This is a genomic window from Halorussus limi (assembly GCF_023238205.1).
In the GTDB taxonomy this organism is placed as follows: Archaea; Halobacteriota; Halobacteria; order Halobacteriales; family Haladaptataceae; genus Halorussus; species Halorussus limi.
In genome coordinates this window covers 1-21,126 of sequence record NZ_CP096662.1, presented here as the reverse complement: position 1 = coordinate 21,126, position 21,126 = coordinate 1, and the positions used below count along the sequence as shown (strand labels likewise).

The following is a 21,126-nucleotide window of genomic DNA, read 5'->3' as shown; positions in this document are numbered from 1 at the left end:
CCGTTAGCGAGGGCGACGCAAGCTAAGCCGGCTCCACGGCATTGGCCCTCGCATCGGGTCAAGAGAGATCCTCATTGAACCGTTCATTCGGAAGGAGACACTGGAAGCGTCCCAGATCGAAGGCACTCATGTGACCCTCTCAGATATCTACGCGTATGAAGCAGGACAGGAGACGTTCATCGACGAGGACAGACGACAGGGTACCCAGGAGATCATAAACTACTTGCACGCCCTGACACACAGCCGAGATGCGATAACGGCAGGTAAGACTGTCACCGTCGAGTTGTTGTGTGAGATGCTTCACCGATTGCTCTCGGGGTACGCGGGGACGAAGCAAACCCTATTGTCTCGACACTGTTCCTACTGAAACAGCCACCAAGTCGGTATCTGATATAATGGTGTTGTTGACTCAGCTACTCTTTGAGCCTAAGGGATAATTTTACCTCTCGGCACTCAATAATCTCACTATGAATCGCCGTGCCCTCCTCTCTTCTTTTGGTGCAATAAGCGTTGCAAGTGTCGCAGGATGTCTCTCGACACTCAATTCACCTACAGCTGGATCTCCAACAGCGACAAAACAAAAGGAAACAGATGGTCTGTCAGCGACCGTCACGAGTGTCTCATACGATGGGACGGCCGGAGAAAATGAGGAGAGTGTGTCTCAGTCCGGCGACTGCACGGCTCAGAGCGCAACGCTCAGTGGGTGGTTCTCGACGAGTAGTTGTCGGACAGTGGCTATTCGGGCGCTCCAATACAACAGCACCGAGCGGTACGCAGAACTGGTCTTGTATCCCCGTTGGACCAACTCAGACCCCCCCGAGAGTGTTGACTGCGCTGGTGCCTCGTATCAGTATCAAGTCGAACTAACGGCACAAAATCATCTTCCAACAGACATTAAGATCGTCTACCAGCGTCCCGACGAACGAGCGGCGACTGAGTTTACTGTGCAGATCATTGAGTGCTCATAAGCGGAACGCAGACAGTCTGTCTCTACCGAACTCAAATATAGAACACAGATTAGAGATTATTACTTTCTATACGTTAGTGTACACCGTTATTGTAGGCATGCTCTCTAGAATAGTTCATTCCTTCAACCGTACAGTAGGTAATATCGTAAGTCACACCATCAGTATTCTTATCGCGGTTGCAGTCTCCCTTAGACTCGTAATTTTCGCTACTATCACCGTATGAGGCGACCATTGGTGTTGCATTATCATATGAACCCTCATCAGCATCCTGGCCGAGTGAGTGATCATCCCCTGGAAGCTTGAGACAACTGTCCAGCAGGAAGGAATGTAATGCCTCTTGAATTGCCACGGCTCCCAGCATGTCACCGGAGTACCAGTCGGTACTGACGAATGCCTCAGTCCGACCCTCCCATGCCCCTTCTGAATCAGCGAAGGCATCGGAACAGTTTGTCACCCAGAGGAACTGTCCATCGGTGAACCCATTATTATCCAACCACGTCGTCGCGGAACTTTCCATATTGGAACAATTTAAAGAGTGGTCAGTTTCATACTTTTCTATTACATAACCTGGTATGTCCATACCATAGGCACTTCCTGTCTCGTCCATAATTTGATCCAGTGCGTTGAGAACCGCCTGATATACCGTATCAAGCTCACTTGTGCTGGGGACCTTTGCCTTCATTACCTTAATCCGCATTGTGTGATCTTTGTTCGTGTCACCCCGCGAACTTCCTCCAGTTTTTGTGTATGACATTTTATTTCACCTTGTGAATCTCAAGCGAGCCGTGGTTGCGAACTGTAATAACCGGTGTGACAGTGTGCTGTTCTATACTCTTTTTTGGATAGGTGTCAGAGCTCCTCTCCGGGCGGATTTTTACCACAACCTCGCGTTCTGGAAGATTGCGTGATGTCTCCCTCCCAACAGGAACTTCGATAGACTGAGGCCCAGTAAACCGAACAGTGTCACCGACAAACTGAGCTTTGAACTGCGGAGGAGTGAACGGTCGCTTCGTCAGAACACCACGGAGTGGACGAAGGTCCTCAGTCCGATCAGTTACCAAGTACTGCATTTTCTGATGGCCATCGAAGTTGGCCTCCAAATGTTGGTTACTTGTTGCGACAGCTTCTTCGGCTGCCTTTACTTCTGATACAAGACCTGAGCGGGCAAATTGGTTAAAAACGATTTTCTGCTCCTCCAAGTTCACTGAGAAACCTTTCGGATTGTCAATCTCAACTACAGACCGTTGTACGACATCCGGACTAGCTGAGTTCACCGTGTAATCAAGCACTGCCTCCACGAACTGCACAGAATTGCCTATCGTCGTAGTGGCAGCGTTTGCGTTGCTAACACCGGCAAACCCAAGCCCAGTAACTCCGATGCCTTGTAGAACTCTACGTCGTGTTGATTCGTCAGTGGACAAATTTGTTTCTTGAGTCATTTTTGGCTGCAAATCAACATCAAACCCTTTGCATGAATACTTTTGTATGGATGCAATATTGTAAAATATATTCAGCTATTGGGATAAATACCCACGCTGAACGAGTGTCTAATAACTGGTAATGAAACGAGAGTGCGATAAAGCTCTTCTCACACCGTGATGGTCGTGTTTCCCGGGTTGTCTCCGTGGGTAGTTGGTGATAGCAACGACGAGGCGAAGACACAGAGCGAGGAACACGTGCGCTCGTACGTGGACGCGGCATCGGGCATGGGTGCGCCCGAGGCCGCAGTCCTTCATTGATTCGTTAGCTCTTTCAACTCCTGTATGACGATTGTACGTCTCGTCTAGCGTCGATTGCTTCATCTGAATGTCTTCGCTGTGTTCCTCGATTTAGTCTTCGACCCTGTACTCGATATCGAGCGTATCGTCGGTGTTTCGTGCGTTGTTCGGAGCGACTGGGACGACCATTCTGTTGGTCACGTACGTCAACGGGACAGTTCAGGGCGTCAGTGCATGAAGAACTCGTATGACAACGGTATCAACGCCGATGGCGGTGTATTAGAAACACAGGCCTTTTTGAGGACGAATGTTATTAGAACTGCCATTTATCAGGATACCAACACTGATAGACAGCTCGAGGAGGGGATTGATGCACCCTGTCTTGTCGATGACGAGGTTGTGCAAGCCAGCCCGACACGGGTGAACTTCAGCCATTTCGATTGATCAGTGAGACTATCGATGGGACTACAATCGATTCGTAGTATGTTCCTATCAGCCGTTACAAAAGAAATAGACTGCAATAAGGGTCGAAACCATACCACCCCATGAGACTATGCTCTATGCATTGAGACGACCGACCTCAACTACTGCGCGACCGTGGAAGTTGAGACTACAGCGGGTTTAGCGGGGCTGTGATGCGTGGTTTTGGCTGGTTCAGTGATCGGGAACTGGCTCAGATTGCTCTCCAAACGGCCATTCATATTGGAAATACAACTACATACACGAATTTCGGCGGCTTCCGACAGTGTTGCCACTCAGACGCCGCGCTAACACGGGTAAAACCTCTCTATCCGATTCCCGTTTCCTTCTTCACCAGAGTCAGCGTGTTATCGGCCGTCACAATTGGCGAGTGCTCGTACTCATCGGTCAACTCAACCTGTACCAGCAGGTCCACCGCTCGCCAAATCGAGTATAGCAGACAGGCGAACGCGAAGTAGAAGAACCGCAGCCCGAAATCCTTCGACGTCGTCGCCGCCATGAATCGCTTTATCGACTTGTAGCCACTCTCGATTTCCCACCGGTAGCCGTACTCCGTGAGGTGCCCAGTCCCTCTATTCGTCATGAACACCGAATACTGCCGATGGTCATCGTGCTCGGAGCCCTCTTTCCGACGGTAGACCAGCGTCGTCTCGTGCCATTCGTTCTTCCCGAGATGGAGCTTCCGGTCGGTTTCGTGTCGGTCCTGACCACGTTGGAGCAACCGCTTGGCCTGGGCTTTCTCGCTGGTCTGCATCCGCTTCGGGACGACGTACGACAGTCCGCGCTGGCTGATCATCTCCAAGACGTGCTGGCTATCGAACTCCCGGTCCATCAGCACGTTATCGACGTGAATCAGGTCCTCAGCGGGGTCGAGCAGGTCCACAACGATCTCCTGTCGTGACTCGCCTTTCCGTACCGGGCGGGCATCAAGGACGAGTGGGACAGCGTTGCCGACCAGCTGGACGGTCGCCCACTGATAGGCGTACTCATCGTTCTTCTCTTTCGTCCCGATTATTTCGTCTTCGTGGCCAGTGCGGTCGCCCGTGAAGGGATCATTCTCGGTGATGTCGATGGCGACGATGCCTGCGCGGAAGAACTCCCCCGTCTCTGCGAGCTCGTCGGTGAGTTGTCGAACCGCTTGTCGATACATCTCGCGGATTTGATCGATAGAGAGATCACGAATCTGGTCGCGATGACCGTGTCCGAGTGGTGTTCGCTTCCGTGTCGACTCGTGAATGAAGCTCCGAGCGCCCTCGTTGGCGGCCAAGTTCTCACGGAGTCCCAAGTAGGTCTGTAAGCCCCAGTAGGCGTTCTCGGGAATCTCACAGTCCTCGCCACGATTGAGCGAGAACGCGGGGAACACGACGCGACTGACGTGCTTGGTAATCGTGCCGGTCTTGTCGAGGATGGCTTGGTCGTAAGGGTCCGAGTCAGTAGCGTCGTGGCTTCGATCCGGGAGATTTCGTTCTGGTTCGCGTGGCACGGCTACATCCACGTTCTGCGCTTTGATGAGAATCGTTCGAGCCGCTTTCTGGACCGTCTCGCGAAGGGCATCAGTGAAACGCATATGCCAACTACGCCAGAGTGTTGATTGGTCGGGGAGTGTCTCTAGATCAAGACTCTCACAGAGTTCGGGCTGGTTTTCGAGGTACTCAAGGAGTGCTGTCTCGTGCTCCCACCCGTGGAGTTCCTTCAGGACGAACACGCGAAAGAGAGTGTCCATCTCGTAGCGAGTCGGCCCCGCGTAGCAGTCGTATGCGTCGAATTTGAAATATGCTAAGGGGAGTGCGCAGACGAACTTCTCAACCGACTCGTGGCGGTCGTGTTTGAACCAGGTCTGGGAGATTGTCCGAATATCTGATTCTAGACCGTCAAGCGAGCTTCGCTCGTACAGGGGCGTCGCGTCGTATACCGGCCACTCCACATGTGATTGCCGAGCAATTCGTCGAAAGACATCTCGTCGTGACTTATAAGTTGGTGAATTCATCTGTTACAACGCATACGTCAACTTCGCGCAAAGAGCTCATTCGAGGATTCCCACTAGAAAATAAATCGTCAGAAGTGCACCTACAATATGCTGAGGAAGTTACGAAATATACGGTAGATGTCTCTTTTTAGATGTACATCACTAGTCCCGGAGCGATATCCGAAGGGCGATTTCAGCAATATTCCCGCCATACTCCGCTGTGCGAATTATGCTATCAAGAACACGGGTCAAAACGTAGGCCTCTTCTGGAGGACGATCAGGTAATGAACGGTCTAAGTTCCTCGCTGCTTGGACGACGTGCTCACAGTCCTCGAGCGCCGAGTGTGCCATCCCTGTCGTCTCTGCATTTATGACAGCACCAGAAGCATCTTCGACGATCTGACGAGCATTCTCACCAATCGCTCTCGATTCGGTCACTAACTCCTCGGAGACGGTATACTCGGTCCGTTGGACACACCGCGCAATCTTGGCTGCATGATCCGCTATTCGTTCTAATTGGCGTGCCGTGACGTAGTATTCGAACAGCTGTGGCCGAGTAATTCCAAGCTGATCGAGTTCTGCCAAATCCAGTAGCGACCGGTTGAAATGGCGTGTAATGAGGTGAAAGATACGATCAGCTTCGTCATCCCGGGTGATGATGTGTTCAGATTCAGTCGACTCTCCTGCAAAGAAATCCAATGCGGCCTGGTACATCGACAGCGTGATGTACTGTAACTGAATGGTAGACTGACGGATCGAGACGTCGCTGGCATCCAACAACCCCTGCACGGTTACGTGGTGAGTCGATTCTTCGGTGATCTCAACACCCGTGAGACCGCGAGTACAGGTGTCGATCGCTCGTCGCTGTGCGGACGACAATCCCTCCGAATTGCGAAGCTGTATCTTCTTGAAGCCTGCCGAATACGCGGCTACTAGCATCCGTTCGGCAACTTCCGGAGCAGTATCGTCCAGTTCGATGTCGGTTGTCGCGAGTTCACTGTGTTCTTTCTCGTTCCAGCGAACCACGAGGGAACCGTCACGATGTGTGTAAAGATAGGCAGTATTGCCCGCCTCGATATCGTGGTCGTTCGCCCACTGAACAGGGATGGAGACAGTGTATGTGCCGCCACCAACTTGTTGGATTTTTCTGGTTTCCATCGTCAGTAGATCAGTTCCGGATTACTGTCGACGAGGTATAGGGTCCTGGCGGCGATATTGACGCCGTGGTCGGCGACTCGTTCGAGGTCTCGAATCGTGAGCAGTAACCGTGAGACGTCGTCCTTCCATGAGCGTGTCGTCCGTTACTAGTCTGTCTGTACCGCACTCTCGGGGAGGTACTTCGATTGTGCTGCCATATGGAGCAATCCGAAGCCAACGCCGGCAACCGCCAGCGACCAGAAGTACGCCCCGTCACCGGGACCGTATCGGGTATGCGCAAAGTTCGCCAGCAGTGCGACGACGGTGACTGCGAGCAGCGTCCACGTTGCTGACAGTGTTAGATGGTCTCGTGACGGGATCGACAGTGAGCGGTAGTGGACGACCTTCCCGGCAGTGTTGAGGGCGAAGGCGACAGCGATGAGACCGACTCCACCCCACACGACCAAGGCGATGTCGACGAGGTGACCGAGTGCGAGCCACGCGAGTCCACCGAACAGGAGGACTCGGCTTCGCCCCTCGGCCGTACTCGGGTTGACGTTCACGATTGAACCACCGCCGGTCGATTGCGAGACGGGTTCTGTATTGTCGGTCATAGTTAGGGAGTCGGTGAGGGAAGGATGGGAACCGTGAGGAATCCGAAATTCACCGCGACGGTGCCACCGAGGACGAGCACTCCGGTTCCGAACAGGAGGACGTCACCGGCGTCGAACTTCAGGTCGTGACGGAGCTCGCGGTCCCCACGGGAGAACGAGTAACCCCGCATCTGCAGGACGGACATCATCGTGTTCGACCGCTGGAGGACCGACATAAACATCGGGACCGCCAGACTGGGCATATTGCGGGCGAATTTGATCGGGTTCTTCGTCTCGATACCGAGCCCCTTCACTTTCATCCCGTCCATAATCCGGAAGAGGTCGCTAATGGTGACGTAGAACAGCAGGAAGACATACTCGAGTGTGAAACAGGCGAGTTCCGGAACGCCTAGGCCACGGAGCCCGTCGGTGATCTCGGTCAACTCCATCGTGGTGAACAGACTCGCACTGATCAACAGGGCGGCCTGCCATGAGAACGCGAGTTTCAGTCCGAAATCGAAGTCACCGCCAAACGCGCTTCCGCCGGTCACCATCCGCTCTATTGCCGGGAACGCGAGGATACCGATTACGTTGGTGACCTGCAGCGCGAGGAGGGCCCCGATCCAGAGCGGTGGCACTCTCGCAACGATGACCAACCCAAGACCGACGACCACCATCGCCAGCATCCACTCCCACGTCGGCGCAAGGTACATGTACAGGAGCATCAGCACGAAGACGCCGAGCTTCGCCCGTGGATCGCGCCGGTGGAACCAGGTGTCACGGTCGTTGTAGATGACCGGTACGCGTCGCTTCATCCCGACACCTCCAGTTGGGGCACGAACGCCGCGACAAACTCGTCGGCGGTGAGCGCCTCGATACCGACCCGCCGTGCGAGTCTGGCAGCCCGGGGCGGACGCATGTGGTGACTCGATAACCACTCCCAGTTGTCAGGGCCGAACACCTCGTGGGTCGGCCCCTGCATCGCCACCTGTCCCTCATGGAGAACGGTAACTGTGTCGGCGACCTCACAGACGAAATCCATGTCGTGGTCGATGACGACGACGCCTTTCCCTTGCTGGCGCAGTCGCTCGATGGCACGGGTCATGTGCCTGCGGGCGGTCCCGTCGACCCCCGCGACGGGTTCGTCGAGGACCAGCACGTCCGGGTCGGGGGCGAGCGCGGTCGCCACAGTCACCTGTCGGCGGACGCCGCGGGGCAGGAACATCGGGTCCTCTTGCATGATGTCCTCGGAGAGGCCGACGAGATCACACACCTCCGCGACTCGCTCTTCGATGAACGCCTCGTCGTAACGTTCGCGTTTCGAGAGTCCGAGGAAGCCGGTCCGCTCGTACCGGCGCTTCTCCAGCGGGAAGCGGATCTCCTTCTCGACAGTCTGCTCCGAAAGCTGTTCGTCCGGATTCTGGAGGGTGATACCGACGGACTCCGCGATGTCGCGAGCTGTCCGACCGTCTGTCGATTTACCGTCGACGAGCATCGTGCCGTCGTCAGGCTTGAACAGCCCGACGAGGAGCTTGCTGAACGTGGTCTTCCCGGCACCGTTCCCGCCGATGATCGCGTGAACCTCACCCCCCCGAACGGAGAACGCCACGTCCTCGACGGCAACTGCGTTCGAACCGTATTCGTATCGCACGTCCTCTGCGCGCAGTAGTGGATCTCCAAGGTCAGAGACGGTCTCCCCTTCGACTTCACCGTCATGCCCAATTCCGTCCGTACTGAGGAGAGATTTTCCGAAATCCGAAGACGTCATGTCAGCTTCTTCCGCGTCAGCGCCCCGTACATGACCAACCGGTTCGGACTGGTTTGATGACGTATCCGTATCTAGCGCGTCGAGGAACTCCCCGGGCGTGAGGGGTGATTTGGACAGCCCTACCTTCCGCGCGATGCGAACACAGACGGGCGGAGCCACTCCTATGTTTTCGAGGAGGTCAGCGTCCCGTAGGAGGTCGTCAGCGGGGCCAAACGCGGCCTGTTCACTGTCGTTGAGGACGAGCAGTTTGTCGGCGATGCCGACCAGCGCATCGGGATCGTTGTCGGTGACGACGAGGGTCTTGTCACCCTTGAGCGACGCGATGAGGTTCGCGACTTCGTCCTGGCCTGCTGGGTCGAGCATATCCGTGGCCGTGTCGAAGATCATCACGTCGGGGTCGATCGCGAGAGCGGCGGCGATGGCGAGCCGCTGTTGCTGTCCTCCCGAGAGCTCCCACGAGAACTTCGTCTCCTCAATACCGTCCAGTCGGACGTCGTCGAGCAACTCACGGGCGCGTTTGATCGCCTCCCTGCGGGGTATGCCACGATTCACGAGCGGGGCGATGACCTCGTCGATGACGCGAACCTGCGTGAGCTGGGCGGAGTAATCCTCGAACACCATCGCCACCTGGTTGTCCGTTGCCTCGCGGGGGTCCCGACCAGCGATCGTAAGGGTGCCGTCGGTACTCCCGCCAGTGTTCTGCGGCGCGAAACTCGCGAGCGCCATCGCGAGCGTCGTCTTCCCCGCTTCGACCGGCCCGACGACGCCCAGGACTTCTCCCTCGTCGACCTTGAAGGAAAGGCGGTCAAGCGCGGTCGTGTCTTGCGTCGGATACTGGAACGTGAACTCCTCAGCTCGTATCATCGATCCTCTCGTTACCACCTGATGTTTGGTATCTATCCATGCGTGTGAATATGGAAATGAGGGACGAAAGACCGTTAGTCGGCCTGCTGTGCCGCCGGAGCAAGCACGCGCTCCATCCGGCCACGGAGTGCGCCGACGATCGGGATTAGCGGAATCGCACCGAGTATAATTCCGTGCGTAACAGTGTTACCCGCGAGTGCCGTCAGGTACACAGACGTCGCATCGCCGGAAATGATGATGAGGCTCAACCCCTCGATGGCGAACTGGATGAATGCCCCGAGCACCGCACCGATGGCGAGCTTGACCTTGTTGCTCGGGTCCTTCATGAAGTAGCCAGCGACAGTGAATCCGACAATATATCCGGTCCACCCGAACGGCTCGTCCGGTTCAATACCCTCGAAGAAGTCGAGGATACCCTCCGCGATGGTTGCCCCGACGGCCGCGGCGATGGTCGGCGTCCCCCACGGGACGAATACGATTACCGTGTACACCACGAAGAACGCTTTCCAGTCGATGTCCGGTGGGATTTCGCCGAGGCCCTCCCCAATCGCCAGTGCCCCCGCGAACAGTACGGCCGTGAGCCCCGCGATGACCACGAGGTTCGTCAGATCGACGTCGGTCGTGAAGGAGGATGATTTCCCCCGTTCAGAGGCTGTAGCCTGTGACATCATATGGGATTCAGATTTAGTATTTAAAGAAGGCTGCTATGAGGTGTACGGTCGAGTACTAACGAATGTGGAGGGGACCCAATCCACCATTACTATCCCGAGTGGTATATGGTAGTATTTAGACCACATATCGAACGCTCCCTTGCCCCGGTAACGAGATACCGACCGTGGTGTCGACCCAGCTATTTGGCCCAAGAGGACGAGTCTGGATAATCCACAACACGCTCTTTACAGAGTGGTGTATAGCCGTACATATGATACCAGAGTTCGTGATATCGGCGGTCCTCGGGATCGTCGTCTTCGGGGGCCTCGCATTCCACGATGTGATTGTCGATCGTATCGCAACTGTAAACCGAGACTACGAATTGGCCGATTTTGAAGATATGAATTGACCGGTTCATAACGGTTCGGCGCAGACACTTACTTCTGTCACACGTACACGTTTTCAAGAAACGTGGCGATGGGGCCCATATAGAGCCGTACATTCGCCTATGGCACTCACAGTTGTCATAATTGGTAAGAGATAGAGGGGTACGGGCTCAGTCTTCACATGATGCCCACTGTGGCAGAATTCACCAGTCAATCCGCTCAGTTTCCCATTGGAAACGTGTTTGCTGAGTACCCAATGGTGGACGTTGAGATAGAACAGCTGAAACAGAGCGATACATCCATTAGCATCTATTTCTGGTTGAGTACGCGGTCAAATTCACCAGCGGCATCTGAATTATCAGATCATGACGTTTTCCACTCTGTAGAACTGCTTGATTCACTCGACGAAGAGTCTCTCTACACCGCACGCTTGCACAACGACCATGAGAGTATCTGTGTCGGAATCACGAAGGCAGCTGTCGAGCTCGAATCGGCACAGTCAACTCCAAACAAGTGGACGTTTCGACTTCGAGCCGAATCAGCTGAACAGCTCTCCACATTTCAAGCGTACTGCCAAGAGAACGATTTCGGTGTTCGGTTGACCCGGTTCCCGACCCAACTCCAGATTTTCAATTCGCAGGAGTACAATCTCACAGACAAGCAGCACGAAGCATTAGCACTCGCGTATACGGAGGGCTATTTTGAGACACCTCGGAAAATCACTCTAGAGGAACTCGGCGAGTTATTAGGGATTACACAGCAGGCTGTGATAGCGAGACTACGGTACGGAGAAAAGAACATCCTCGAAAATACAATCGTCCATTCAGTGAACTCAGAGTCTAACCCATAGTATCTACTCTATCGAATTATGACGTTGCAGCTTCGGTGGCTTCAATTTCATCGAATAGACTACGAACCCGCTGTTCGATTTCATCGCGGATGTCGCGCACCCGATCAGGATCCTGTCCGTCAGGGTCCTCCAGCGCCCAATCACGGATATCGACGTCGTCACCGACTTCGCCGACGTCGAGTGTCGAGCAGCCCATCGTGGCAACGTAGTCGCAGGAGCGCAGTTCGTCCAGCGTGATCTCTCGTGGCGTCCGCTCGGAGAGATCGAACCCCGCCTCTTCCATCACGTTGACGACTTCGTCGTGCACGTGGTCGGCCGGATGCGTCCCTCCGGTAAGGATTTCGACGCGGTCTTCAAGTCCACGTCGCTCCCGTTCACGCTCCGCAAATGCCGTGGACATTTGGGAGCGGCCAGCATTCTGGACGCACATAAAGGCGATTCGAATCGGATCGGTGTCGCTGTGTTCAGTCATTGTATCTGGTGTGTGTGGTTTCTTCGTTCCGCTTCGGTCGGCAGGTCGGCAATTAGTTCGATAACCCGCTGTTCGATCTCTGTACTGATCGCCCATACAGACTCCACGTCAGCATCCGCCGGATCGATGAACCCCCAGTCACGAACGACCACTCCCACTGGAAGGTCATCGACCGACAACGAACACCCCATCAAGGCGACGACATCACACCCCTTGAGGGTCTCGCGGGAGATCTGTGTCGGTGTCCGCGTCGACAGGTCATAGCCTTTCTCCCGCATTACGTCGATTACGGCCGGATAGATCTCCTCTGCTGGGTCCGTCCCACCGCTGAGGATCTCGATATCCGTTCGGTCCTGGATCTGAACTTGGGTTTCAGCGATGGCGGCCGCGATCTGACTTCGACCCGCGTTTTCCACGCAGACGAACGCGAGGCGAAGGGAATCGACGGAGTTTGTCTGGGGAATCATTGGATTGTTTGGGGCTCAATCATCCTCAGGAGTGGGTTCTGAACCAGTTGGGGTGAGCTGTCCGGTCGTGGCGCCACGCCAGTCGAACTTTCGCTGGAAGTACAGCGCGACGTTGACCAGCGCGAGCAGGACGGGAACTTCGATGAGTGGGCCGACGACGGTGGCGAACGCGACGCCGGAGCCAACACCGAACACCGCCACGGCGACGGCGATGGCGAGCTCGAAGTTGTTCGACGCCGCCGTGAAGCCGATCGCCGTCGTCGTCGAGTAGTCTGCGCCGATGCCCCGCCCCATCCCGAAGCTCACCAGGAACATCACGACGAAGTAGATCGTCAGCGGCACCGCAATCAAGAGGACGTCGCCCGGCGAGGCGACGATGGCGCCGCCCTGCGTGGCGAACATCACGATGACGGTGAACAGCAACGCAATGAGCGTCAGCGGATCGATCTTCGGGATGAACTCATCATCGTACCAGGCTTCGCTCTTGACGCGAGTTCCGACATACCGGGTCAGGAAGCCGCCCGCGAACGGAATCCCCAGGAAGATGACGATCGCCTCAAACACCTGCATCGGCGAGATGTCGAAGGTCGTGATCCCGGCCACAAGTGACTCCATGCCGAGCAGCGGCGGGAGGAACAGTGCGAAGAACCAGACGTACACGCCGTAGGTGACGATCTGGAAGAGGCTGTTGAACGCGACGAGGCCGGTGACGTACTCGGTCGAGCCTTCGGCGAGTTCGTTCCAGACCAGAACCATCGCGATACACCGAGCCATCCCGATGAACACGAGCCCGAGGAAGTACTCGGGGCGTGCCGGCAGACCGGGAACGAGGCCGCTGAAGAAGAATACGGCGAGCCCGAACATGAGCGTCGGGCCAATCAGCCAGTTCTGGATGAGACTCAATCCGAGTACCCGCCAGTTGCTGAAGACGGTCCGAAGTTGCGAGTAATCGGCCTTCGCCAGTGGCGGGTACATCATCAGGATAAGCCCGATCTCGACGAGGTGGAAGTCCTGAATCGGTTGGGTTACTGATGGGGCGACGAATCCCAGCCCGACGCCGATCGCCATCGCACCGAAGATCCAGACGGTGAGGTACTTGTCGAGGAAGTCCATCGACCGTGGGTCGCCACAGCTCTCACAGTCGCAATTGGGACCGTGGTCGTGTTCGACGTTACTCATCTGCCACGCTTCCCTCAAGAACGGTAACAAGCGCAACAGCTCGATTGGTAGCCCGATACTTCTTCCAGCGCCCGTCCTTCCAACCCTCGACAAGGTCTGCGTCGACGAGTGCCGAGAGGGCATGGCTGAGACCGCTCTCGGTCACGTCAACGACGGCGTTCAGCTCGCAGACGCAGAGTTCCTCTTGGGCTGCAACGAGGACGCGCACGAGCGTGTAGCGCGTCTCGTTGGACAGCGCCGACAAGACGTCGAGTTCGGCCTCCGCCTGTGCCGTCCCGAGTCCGGCCTCAAGCGTGGAGAGTTCGTCGAGACGGCGCTCGACATCCTCGCTGCGGCACTCCCCGAGTTCGTCATCGAGATACCGCTGTAATCGTTCGGTCGCTTGTGCCATCAGCAATCACTTGACCACTCTCTCAATTAACTATTGCGGAATATTCCTAGCAGAAGATTAACTCACATACTCTATTGGGTCGTTAATGGGAGTCGTTAGTGGGGCGAGTACTCGTGGGTGAGCGAACCAAAGTGTTTATGCTGATGTCTGAACAGAGTTTTAATTGAATCGTTGGTAAACTAGATGCGGTGGTTTGTGACCACGACTCTACCGGCAGCCGGAACGGTAACCGAGGAAACCACATATGATAGAACTCACACTGTACGAAGAGGCGATGTGCTGCTCCACAGGCGTCTGTGGCCCCGATCCCGACGACGAACTCGTCGAGGTCAGTGCCGCACTTGATCAACTCGAAGAGGAATTCGATCTCGAGGTGTCGAGGGCGAATATGCAACACGACATCGACCGATTCCTCGAGACCGAGGCGATCGCCGATCTCGTCGACGAACACGGTCCCTCGATCCTCCCCATTACGGTCCTCGACGACGAGATACTCGCCAAATCGGCGTACCTCTCCTACGACGAGCTCGCGGGCGAGATCCGCGAGCAACAGAACACGCCCCAGGAGGCTTAACCGATGAGTACGGACACTACGCCACGAGAGCTCGTCGAACCGAGCAGTGACGACACAGAATTCGTCTTCTTCAGCGGGAAGGGCGGCGTCGGCAAGAGCACCGTCAGTTGTGCGACTGCGACGTGGCTCGCCGATAACGACTACGAGACGCTACTCGTGACGACTGACCCTGCACCGAACCTCTCGGACATCTTCGGCCAGCAGATCGGCCACGAAGTGACTGAAATCGAAGGCATCGAGAACCTCTCTGCCATCGAGATCGACCCGGACACGGCGGCCGAAGAGTACCGCCAGGAGACCATCGAACCGATGCGCCAGCTGCTCGACGACGAGGAGATCGAGACTGTCGAAGAGCAACTCAACAGTCCTTGCGTCGACGAGATCGCAGCCTTCGACAATTTCGTCGACTTCATGGACAGCCCAGAGTACGACGTGGTGGTTTTTGACACCGCGCCGACCGGACACACCATCCGGCTCATGGAACTGCCCTCCGACTGGAACGCCGAACTCGAGAAGGGCGGCTCGACCTGTATCGGCCCCGCGGCCTCGATGGAGGACAGGAAAGACCAGTACGAGCGAGCCATCGACACGCTCCAGGACACCGAGCGGACGACCTTCGGGTTCGTCGGCAAGCCCGAGGACTCCTCGCTCGACGAGATCGAACGCAGTGCCGCCGACCTCGGCGACCTCGGTATCGAGTCTCAGCTGCTCGTCGTCAACGGCTACCTCCCCGAGTCGGTCTGTGAAGACCCCTTCTTCGAGGGGAAACGCGAGGACGAACAGGCGGCCATCGAACGCGCGGAAACCGAGTTCAACGCCGACGCGATGGCAACCTATCCCCTCCAGCCTGGCGAAATCGCCGGCCTCGACCTGCTGTCGGACGTCGCGGGCGTCATCTACGACGGCGAGAACGCTATCGTCGACGTCGGCTCGGCGACCGACGTCGAGACCGACCAGTCGGTCGACGTCGATGCGCTGGCCGACCCAGAGTCGGTCGCCGACCGAGTGACGCCGGGCGACGACACGCGGTACCTGTTCTTCACCGGGAAGGGCGGCGTCGGCAAGAGCACCATCGCCGCGGCGTCGGCGACGAAGCTCGCGGAGGCGGGCTACGAGACGCTCGTCGTGACCACGGACCCGGCAGCCCACCTCGAGGACATCTTCGGTGAGCCGGTCGGCCACGAACCGACGTCGGTGAGCCAGGCGAACCTCGACGCGGCCCGCATCGACCAGGAGAAGGCCCTCGAAGAGTACCGCACGCAGGTCCTCGACCACGTCACTGAGATGTACGAGGACAAGGAGGACACCCAGATCGATGTCGACACCGCGATCGCGAACGTCGAGGAGGAACTGGAGTCGCCGTGTGCCGAGGAGATGGCGGCGCTCGAGAAGTTCGTGAGCTACTTCGAGGAAGACGGCTACGACGTGGTGGTCTTCGACACCGCGCCGACGGGGCACACGCTCCGCCTGCTGGAGTTGCCCTCCGACTGGAAGGGATTTATGGACCTCGGCTCGCTGACGAAGGGTGCCGCCCCAGCGAAGGGCGACCAGTACGACGAGGTCATCGAGACGATGCAAGACCCTGAACGGAGTTCGTTCGCGTTCGTCATGTATCCTGAGTACACGCCCATGATGGAGGCGTACCGCGCGGCCGAGGACCTCGAAGACCAGGTCGGTATCGAGACAGCGTTCGTCGTCGCGAACTACCTGCTCCCCGAGGAATACGGCGACAACGCGTTCTTCGCGAACCGGCGGGCACAGCAGGAGAACTACCTCGATGAGATCAAGGACCGCTTTGAGACGCCAATGATGCTCGCACCACTGCGCCGGGACGAGCCAGTCGGACTCGAGGAACTGAGCTCGTTCGGCGACGAGATCACTGGCTTGTCAGCTCTCCCGAAGAAGGAACCGGAGGTGACGATCTCATGAGTAAAGTTCGCTCGGACGAGGAGCCAGTCGAAGCGTCGTTCCAGACGTTCGTCGAAATGCTCACCGATTCCGAAACCTATCAGGAGTTCACGGCAGCCAGCCGAGCCCTCGAGAACGACTCGGAAGCGACGGCACTCCTCGAGGAGTACCGGGAAAAACAGCAACGGATGCAACGCGATGGATACGATCAGTCGCTGCTGAGCGAGCTGCGAGAGCTCAAATCGGAGATGGCGGACAACGAGACCATCCAGCGACACAAGGACGCACAGGAGACGCTCGTCGATCTGCTCCAGGAGACGAACGACGCGATCAGTGAGCAGATCGGCCGCAAGTTCGCCCGGTCAACTGGAGGTGGGTGCTGTTGAGCGCGACCGACGAGGAAGTACTGGCCGCTGCCGAAGCGTTCGGCGAGGAACTGGCAGAGAGTCAGCCTGACGGAGCGTCATCTGAGTTCGAGACGATGCTCAAAGAGTACAACGACGCGATTAGCGAAGCGACTGGCCTGAACTACGGGAGCGTCTGTAGTACCGACGACTGCTGCTGACTATTCCCATGTAGAGGCCGGTACTCGTCCGGCGCTTGTATGCGGATATATATTCTTCGTGATAGCACATTCGACGGGTGGTTTCAGCGCTGAAAGGTACTTCGTACCAGGGTACTGGCATCTTATGGGGGCCGTCCACGTAGTGGTTCCTGTGATACTCCGATGACAAGCGTCGAAGTCGAATACTGTGACCCGTGTGGCTTCATCGACCGCGCAACGGAAACGCAGACACAGATTCTGGAGTCGTGTGGCGAAACAGTGGACGGCGTCGAACTGGTCCCCGGCGAGGACGGCATCTTCGAAGTTCGAGTCGACGACGTTGTCGTCTTCGACGTCGACGAGATCGAGTACGACCTCACGACAATTATGGAGGGTGTGTGTGGGCAACTCTCTGACTGTGACTGTGATCCCCGCGAACTCGTCGACGAGGTTCCCGATTCGAATGATTGCAGTCCTGGGTGTTGTTGAGTTCGCTCTATACAGATGAGCAAGACTCGTGTCGATGATTTCGACCAAGCTATTTGTCGAGGAACCCACCCGGACGTCGAGACAGCGTGCCCACATCTCGTGGCCGGCCAGGACGGAACGGGTCGTGCAGTTGTTGATAGACTCGCTCGGCTCGAGACGAAAGCACTCGAAGCCGCGACTGGTGCCAAGCAATTCAAGTGCGAACATTGTGGCTGTCCACTCGCGAACCTGGAGGGAATGAATCTCGCTCCTGATGAGTGTCCCCGCCTACAGATTCACGACGGGTGAGCGCGACAGCTGACAGAGGCCACTGACGATACTTTCGAGTGTTTGCACGCCCATTAGCGGGTATGAAGACGACCGACGTGTCTGATTGGCAGCAGTCGTGGCACCAACTGCGAGAGATTCTCGGCTCGAAGTGGGCGTTTCACGCCTTGCGGTTGCTTTCGGATCGACAATACGGGTTCAACGAGATGCAGCGCTCCATCGACGGCGTGACGGCGACGATGCTCTCACGACGACTGAAAGAGCTACAGTGTCACGGCTTCGTCGAGAAGCACGTCGAAGCGACGACGCCGCCCTCGACGACGTACGAACTGACCGAGAATGGGGACGCATTCGTCGAACTCCTCGAAGAGATGGAAGGAATGATTGGTCTTGCGGAGTGCTCCGACGGAAGCGAGTGTGCAACCACGGACGAGTCGTCGAAATGTGCGACAGTTCAGTAGTTCAATATCGAGATCAGACGGTTCTCGATCGGTTTGATGATTCGTAGGGGTTCGGTTAATTCGCCTGCAAGAATGCTTGAGTAGTCGAACCCAGCAGTACTCGAAGTGAGTCAGACGTCGCGAGGTGGTCTCCGGGCCTCGATGGTTGCAGATACGAGGTAGTCACCGAGGTCCCGGTTCGCATCCCAGTCACTGATGAACTCGGTACTCTCGTCCTTGGGCTCTATCTCGATTGCTTCGAAGCCGGCACTGTCGAGCATCGCTCCGAGGGCGTCGACCGTTGAGGCCCCAGCGACGCAGCCAGTCAGCGAGTCCGGATCCATCTTAACATCGTCCGGGAACGGCACGGTTTGGACGACGTCTGAAATGGCGAGGCGGCCGCCGGGCTTGAGGACCCGGTAGGCGTCATCAAACACGCGCTGTTTTTCCGGGGCGAGATTGACGACGCAGTTCGAGATGACGACGTCGACGGTTGCGTCAGCAACGGGGAGATGACTAATCTCGCCGAGACGAAACTCGACGTTGTCGGCGTCGTTCTTCGTCACGTTCTCTCTCGCTTTTGAGACCATCTCCGGGGTCATGTCGACACCGATGACGTGTCCGTCCGGGTCAACCTCCTGTGCAGCGAGGAAGCAGTCGAAGCCCGCACCGGAGCCAAGGTCGAGCACTATCTCGCCGGGCGTCATCTCGGCGAACGCTTTCGGGTTTCCACACCCGAGGCCGAGGTCCGCACCGTCGGCGACCGACGCGACGTCGTCCGCGTCGTAGCCGAGGCGTTCGCTCCCGGTCGCGTCCGTGTCGCCGTCACAGCACCCACCGTCGTCGGTGACATCGATGCCGACATCGCCACAGCAGTCTTGGTCATCCGAAGCGATAGTCCCGTAGCGTTCGCGCACCATCTGACGAGTCTCCTCGGGATCGGGGTCACCGGTCGCTGTCTCAGTATCGTTACTCATAGGTTCCTCGCAGGTCGTCGAGCGTTTCGAGGAGGGCTGAGGTCGTTTCAGTCGTTTCGTAGTACCGCCAAGACCCCTCCTTGCGGCGCGTGACCAATTGTGCGGTGTACAAGCGAGAGAGTGCTTGGCTGACGGCACTTTGACTGACGCCGACTGCGGCTTCGAGATCACAGACGCAGACGCCGTCGTCGGCGTTCGCGATTCGGCGAAGCAGCTCGTATCGCGTGTCGTTCCCCATCGCGGTCAGCACTTGGAGATCCGTCGCCATCGTATCTGAGTCAACATCACCGGGCGGTGCACAGCAGGGAGCAGTCCCTTCCGCGGTTCCGTCAACGATCGCGTCCTCTACCATATCAGGTTCAGCTTATACAAGCAAATACTAATATGTTTTCCTCGACGGAACCATTCGCAACTGTAGAATCATCTTAGACCCTCGGTGTAGCCTCAACACCACCGATTTGAATCCCGAATCAGTGCGCTAGAAAGACGAGTACATCGACGAAACTGTCTGAAGTAAAATCCACGTTCGGGATTATGTGTGCTGAATGCGTATGCATTGAGAGCTCCAGTCTCAACTTCTGTCAGTCCTCGTTCTGCGCGAGGTCATTCGTCTCCGAGTTCCGAAAGCCGAGCCTGAATTTCCCCAGAATCCGCATCAGAGAGTGCCTCAACACCGAACTGGACGAGTAGCGGGTAGAAGTGTCGGTTCTTCTTGAACTCGTCCTGCCCCGCCTTGCGGAGCTTCAGCTGGGACTCGAGGTAGGTATCCTCCATCTCGTCGAGGATATCGTCGGGAATGTAGATCGTCCGCCCATTCCACTCGTCCTTGATGTTCGTCTTCGTTTTGCTCGTTTCTTTCGTTTCACTCGTTGAAGTCGATTCGGTCGTTTCGGTCGATGAACTGGTTTCCACCGTTTCACTCACCTCACTCGTTTCGCTGGAATCGACCTCATCGTCCTCCTCTTCGTAGTTGCCCTCGATGCCGGAAGCATCACCCCAGCCGTCGGTCATGCTTCCACCTCCTCAGGTGCGGTCTTCTCAAACGTCTCGTCGAACAGGTCGGCGATCTCGTTGAACAGGTCGCGTGCATCCTCGACGCGCTGGTTCTCCTTGCCGAAGCCGAAGACGGACACACCCTCGCCAATCGACTGAGAGAGGTCGGTCCGCTTCGGGATCTCGAACACTGGGAGGGAGTACGCCGACTTGATCTCCTCGATAGTGTCACGGTGCTCGGCGTTCTGCTCGACACGGTTACAGACGATGGCGAGCCGATTGATGTCTCCGTACGCCTGTTCGAGGGAACTCAGCTGCTTCGCGAAAATCTGGAGGCTGTTGGCGTTTAGCTTCTCGGGAATGACGGGGATGACGACGTTGCCGGTCGCGACCAGGGCGTTGTCGGTGAGGACGTTCAGGGATGGCGGCGTGTCGACAATGATGTAGTCGTAGTCCTTGTCGAGCTCGTCGAGAGTCATCTCCAACCGCTCGCGACTCTTCGGCGCCTCAAGCAGGGTCTGGATGTTCTTGTTGTTCGCGAGCTTCTCGCTGGCGGGGAGGATGTCGAATTCCTCGTGCTCGACGATGATGTCGTTCACCGACTCCATCTGGTCGAAGTCGAGGACGTCGAACAGCGTCGTACGGTCGGTGTCGTAGTACAGATCGTTGTAGCCAAGCGAGCAGGTGAGCCCCCCGTGGTAGTCGATATCGACCAGGAGGACATCGTGACCTCGGGCGGCGAGTGCGCCGCCAGTATGAATGACGTCGGTTGTCTTCCCCGCGCCTCCCTTCTGATTCGCCACCGTGATTCGTGCGGTATTGGTGTCGGTCATTATCTTCGTTTCTCTCGTTGTGTTCGTTTCGTTCGTTTTGGTCGTTCTGTTCGTTTGGTTCGGTGAGGGTGTTTCACTCGGTGAGAGGAATACTACGATGTTAAAACCAATTGTTCGTTTCGCTCGTTGAGGCAAACACTATCGTTGCCATCAATGCATTCGTTCTATTCGTTACGTTCGTTTCACTCGTTCTGTTCATCGAGTACAAGCC

The 21,126-nt window shown here is 56.7% G+C and carries 26 protein-coding genes and 2 pseudogenes; 10 read left to right on the top strand and 18 right to left on the bottom strand.

Annotated elements, in window-relative coordinates; translation table 11 throughout:
• Positions 1–40: 40 nt before the first annotated feature.
• Positions 41–367 (top strand): Fic/DOC family N-terminal domain-containing protein, encoded by a 327-nt coding sequence (locus M0R89_RS21765; RefSeq protein WP_328518205.1) that lies wholly within the window; start codon positions 41–43, stop codon positions 365–367.
• A 674-nt stretch (positions 368–1,041) separates the two neighbouring features.
• On the opposite strand, the gene M0R89_RS21760 is transcribed toward M0R89_RS21765, so the two are convergent.
• The 3 genes and pseudogenes from M0R89_RS21760 to M0R89_RS21750 all read right to left on the bottom strand — a co-directional run.
• The gene (locus tag M0R89_RS21760; protein WP_248653072.1) at positions 1,042–1,722 is read right to left on the bottom strand and encodes a hypothetical protein; all 681 of its coding nucleotides are present in this window, start codon (positions 1,720–1,722) and stop codon (positions 1,042–1,044) included.
• A 1-nt stretch (position 1,723) separates the two neighbouring features.
• Complete coding sequence (locus M0R89_RS21755) at positions 1,724–2,407, bottom strand: hypothetical protein (protein WP_248653071.1); 684 nt, start codon at positions 2,405–2,407, stop codon at positions 1,724–1,726.
• 149 nt (positions 2,408–2,556) lie between these two features.
• A pseudogene (locus tag M0R89_RS21750) lies at positions 2,557–2,872 on the bottom strand (transposase); the annotation flags it as partial.
• 48 nt (positions 2,873–2,920) lie between these two features.
• On the opposite strand from M0R89_RS21750, the gene M0R89_RS21745 reads away from it, so the two are divergent.
• Positions 2,921–3,130 carry a hypothetical protein gene (locus tag M0R89_RS21745; protein ID WP_248653070.1) on the top strand — a complete coding sequence of 70 codons (210 nt, stop codon included), beginning with the start codon at positions 2,921–2,923 and terminating at the stop codon, positions 3,128–3,130.
• Positions 3,131–3,473: 343 nt separating this feature from the next.
• Here the strand turns inward: M0R89_RS21745 and M0R89_RS21740 are convergent, their stop codons facing one another.
• The 7 genes and pseudogenes from M0R89_RS21740 to M0R89_RS21710 all read right to left on the bottom strand — a co-directional run bounded on the left by M0R89_RS21740 (position 3,474) and on the right by M0R89_RS21710 (position 10,162).
• Entirely contained in the window at positions 3,474–5,153 is a 1,680-nt protein-coding gene (locus M0R89_RS21740; protein ID WP_248653069.1) for a transposase, read from the bottom strand.
• A gap of 141 nt (positions 5,154–5,294) precedes the next feature.
• Positions 5,295–6,290: a phosphate uptake regulator PhoU gene (locus tag M0R89_RS21735; RefSeq protein ID WP_248653068.1), complete on the bottom strand. Its 996-nt coding sequence runs from the start codon at positions 6,288–6,290 to the stop codon at positions 5,295–5,297.
• 2 nt (positions 6,291–6,292) lie between these two features.
• A pseudogene (locus tag M0R89_RS21730) lies at positions 6,293–6,412 on the bottom strand (PhoU domain-containing protein); the annotation flags it as partial.
• Positions 6,413–6,436: 24 nt separating this feature from the next.
• Positions 6,437–6,883, bottom strand: coding sequence for a hypothetical protein (locus tag M0R89_RS21725; RefSeq protein WP_248653067.1), 447 nt, complete (start codon positions 6,881–6,883; stop codon positions 6,437–6,439).
• A gap of 2 nt (positions 6,884–6,885) precedes the next feature.
• Positions 6,886–7,677 (bottom strand): energy-coupling factor transporter transmembrane component T family protein, encoded by a 792-nt coding sequence (locus tag M0R89_RS21720; protein WP_248653066.1) that lies wholly within the window; start codon positions 7,675–7,677, stop codon positions 6,886–6,888.
• Positions 7,674–9,494 carry an ABC transporter ATP-binding protein gene (locus tag M0R89_RS21715; RefSeq protein ID WP_248653065.1) on the bottom strand — a complete coding sequence of 607 codons (1,821 nt, stop codon included), beginning with the start codon at positions 9,492–9,494 and terminating at the stop codon, positions 7,674–7,676. The genes M0R89_RS21720 and M0R89_RS21715 overlap by 4 nt, the downstream gene beginning before the upstream one ends.
• Positions 9,495–9,568: 74 nt before the next feature.
• Complete coding sequence (locus M0R89_RS21710) at positions 9,569–10,162, bottom strand: hypothetical protein (protein WP_248653064.1); 594 nt, start codon at positions 10,160–10,162, stop codon at positions 9,569–9,571.
• A 254-nt stretch (positions 10,163–10,416) separates the two neighbouring features.
• Here M0R89_RS21710 and M0R89_RS21705 point away from each other — a divergent pair, with 254 nt between their 5' ends.
• A complete protein-coding gene (locus tag M0R89_RS21705) occupies positions 10,417–10,554 on the top strand; it encodes a hypothetical protein (RefSeq protein ID WP_248653063.1) in 138 nt (45 codons plus the stop codon).
• 170 nt (positions 10,555–10,724) lie between these two features.
• Positions 10,725–11,381 (top strand): helix-turn-helix domain-containing protein, encoded by a 657-nt coding sequence (locus M0R89_RS21700; protein WP_248653062.1) that lies wholly within the window; start codon positions 10,725–10,727, stop codon positions 11,379–11,381.
• A gap of 16 nt (positions 11,382–11,397) precedes the next feature.
• Here the strand turns inward: M0R89_RS21700 and M0R89_RS21695 are convergent, their stop codons facing one another.
• From M0R89_RS21695 to M0R89_RS21680, 4 genes are read right to left on the bottom strand one after another with little or no spacing between them, the layout of a single operon-like run.
• A complete protein-coding gene (locus M0R89_RS21695) occupies positions 11,398–11,853 on the bottom strand; it encodes a low molecular weight phosphatase family protein (RefSeq protein WP_248653061.1) in 456 nt (151 codons plus the stop codon).
• Positions 11,850–12,320, bottom strand: a complete 471-nt coding sequence (locus M0R89_RS21690) for an arsenate-mycothiol transferase ArsC (RefSeq protein ID WP_248653060.1) — start codon at positions 12,318–12,320, stop codon at positions 11,850–11,852. Before M0R89_RS21690 ends, M0R89_RS21695 begins: the two co-directional genes overlap by 4 nt.
• Before the next feature lie 15 nt (positions 12,321–12,335).
• Positions 12,336–13,499 carry an ACR3 family arsenite efflux transporter gene (gene arsB / locus M0R89_RS21685; RefSeq protein WP_248653059.1) on the bottom strand — a complete coding sequence of 388 codons (1,164 nt, stop codon included), beginning with the start codon at positions 13,497–13,499 and terminating at the stop codon, positions 12,336–12,338.
• Entirely contained in the window at positions 13,492–13,890 is a 399-nt protein-coding gene (locus M0R89_RS21680; protein WP_248653058.1) for an ArsR/SmtB family transcription factor, read from the bottom strand. Before M0R89_RS21680 ends, arsB begins: the two co-directional genes overlap by 8 nt.
• 244 nt (positions 13,891–14,134) lie before the next feature.
• Between M0R89_RS21680 and arsD the strand changes: the two genes are divergently transcribed.
• The 6 genes from arsD to M0R89_RS21650 all read left to right on the top strand — a co-directional run bounded on the left by arsD (position 14,135) and on the right by M0R89_RS21650 (position 18,133).
• Positions 14,135–14,464, top strand: a complete 330-nt coding sequence (arsD, locus tag M0R89_RS21675; protein WP_248653057.1) for an arsenite efflux transporter metallochaperone ArsD — start codon at positions 14,135–14,137, stop codon at positions 14,462–14,464.
• Positions 14,465–14,467: 3 nt separating this feature from the next.
• Entirely contained in the window at positions 14,468–16,393 is a 1,926-nt protein-coding gene (gene arsA, locus M0R89_RS21670; protein WP_248653056.1) for an arsenical pump-driving ATPase, read from the top strand.
• On the top strand, positions 16,390–16,758 hold the full coding sequence (gene hcsL, locus M0R89_RS21665) for a halo-CC-star protein HcsL (protein ID WP_248653055.1): 369 nt from the start codon (positions 16,390–16,392) through the stop codon (positions 16,756–16,758). The genes arsA and hcsL overlap by 4 nt, the downstream gene beginning before the upstream one ends.
• Positions 16,749–16,937: a halo-CC-star protein HcsS gene (hcsS, locus tag M0R89_RS21660; protein WP_248653054.1), complete on the top strand. Its 189-nt coding sequence runs from the start codon at positions 16,749–16,751 to the stop codon at positions 16,935–16,937. The genes hcsL and hcsS overlap by 10 nt, the downstream gene beginning before the upstream one ends.
• A 162-nt stretch (positions 16,938–17,099) precedes the next feature.
• Positions 17,100–17,405 (top strand): SelT/SelW/SelH family protein, encoded by a 306-nt coding sequence (locus M0R89_RS21655; RefSeq protein ID WP_248653053.1) that lies wholly within the window; start codon positions 17,100–17,102, stop codon positions 17,403–17,405.
• 350 nt (positions 17,406–17,755) lie between these two features.
• Complete coding sequence (locus M0R89_RS21650; protein ID WP_248653052.1) at positions 17,756–18,133, top strand: winged helix-turn-helix transcriptional regulator; 378 nt, start codon at positions 17,756–17,758, stop codon at positions 18,131–18,133.
• Between the two features lie 110 nt (positions 18,134–18,243).
• On the opposite strand, the gene M0R89_RS21645 is transcribed toward M0R89_RS21650, so the two are convergent.
• The 4 genes from M0R89_RS21645 to M0R89_RS21630 form a co-directional block, all read right to left on the bottom strand.
• Positions 18,244–19,089: an arsenite methyltransferase gene (locus M0R89_RS21645; RefSeq protein ID WP_248653051.1), complete on the bottom strand. Its 846-nt coding sequence runs from the start codon at positions 19,087–19,089 to the stop codon at positions 18,244–18,246.
• Positions 19,082–19,441 (bottom strand): ArsR/SmtB family transcription factor, encoded by a 360-nt coding sequence (locus tag M0R89_RS21640; RefSeq protein WP_136718286.1) that lies wholly within the window; start codon positions 19,439–19,441, stop codon positions 19,082–19,084. Before M0R89_RS21640 ends, M0R89_RS21645 begins: the two co-directional genes overlap by 8 nt.
• 251 nt (positions 19,442–19,692) lie before the next feature.
• A complete protein-coding gene (locus M0R89_RS21635; RefSeq protein ID WP_248653050.1) occupies positions 19,693–20,100 on the bottom strand; it encodes a DUF8160 family protein in 408 nt (135 codons plus the stop codon).
• Positions 20,097–20,915, bottom strand: coding sequence for a ParA family protein (locus M0R89_RS21630; RefSeq protein ID WP_095637937.1), 819 nt, complete (start codon positions 20,913–20,915; stop codon positions 20,097–20,099). The genes M0R89_RS21635 and M0R89_RS21630 overlap by 4 nt, the downstream gene beginning before the upstream one ends.
• Positions 20,916–21,126 lie beyond the last annotated feature (211 nt).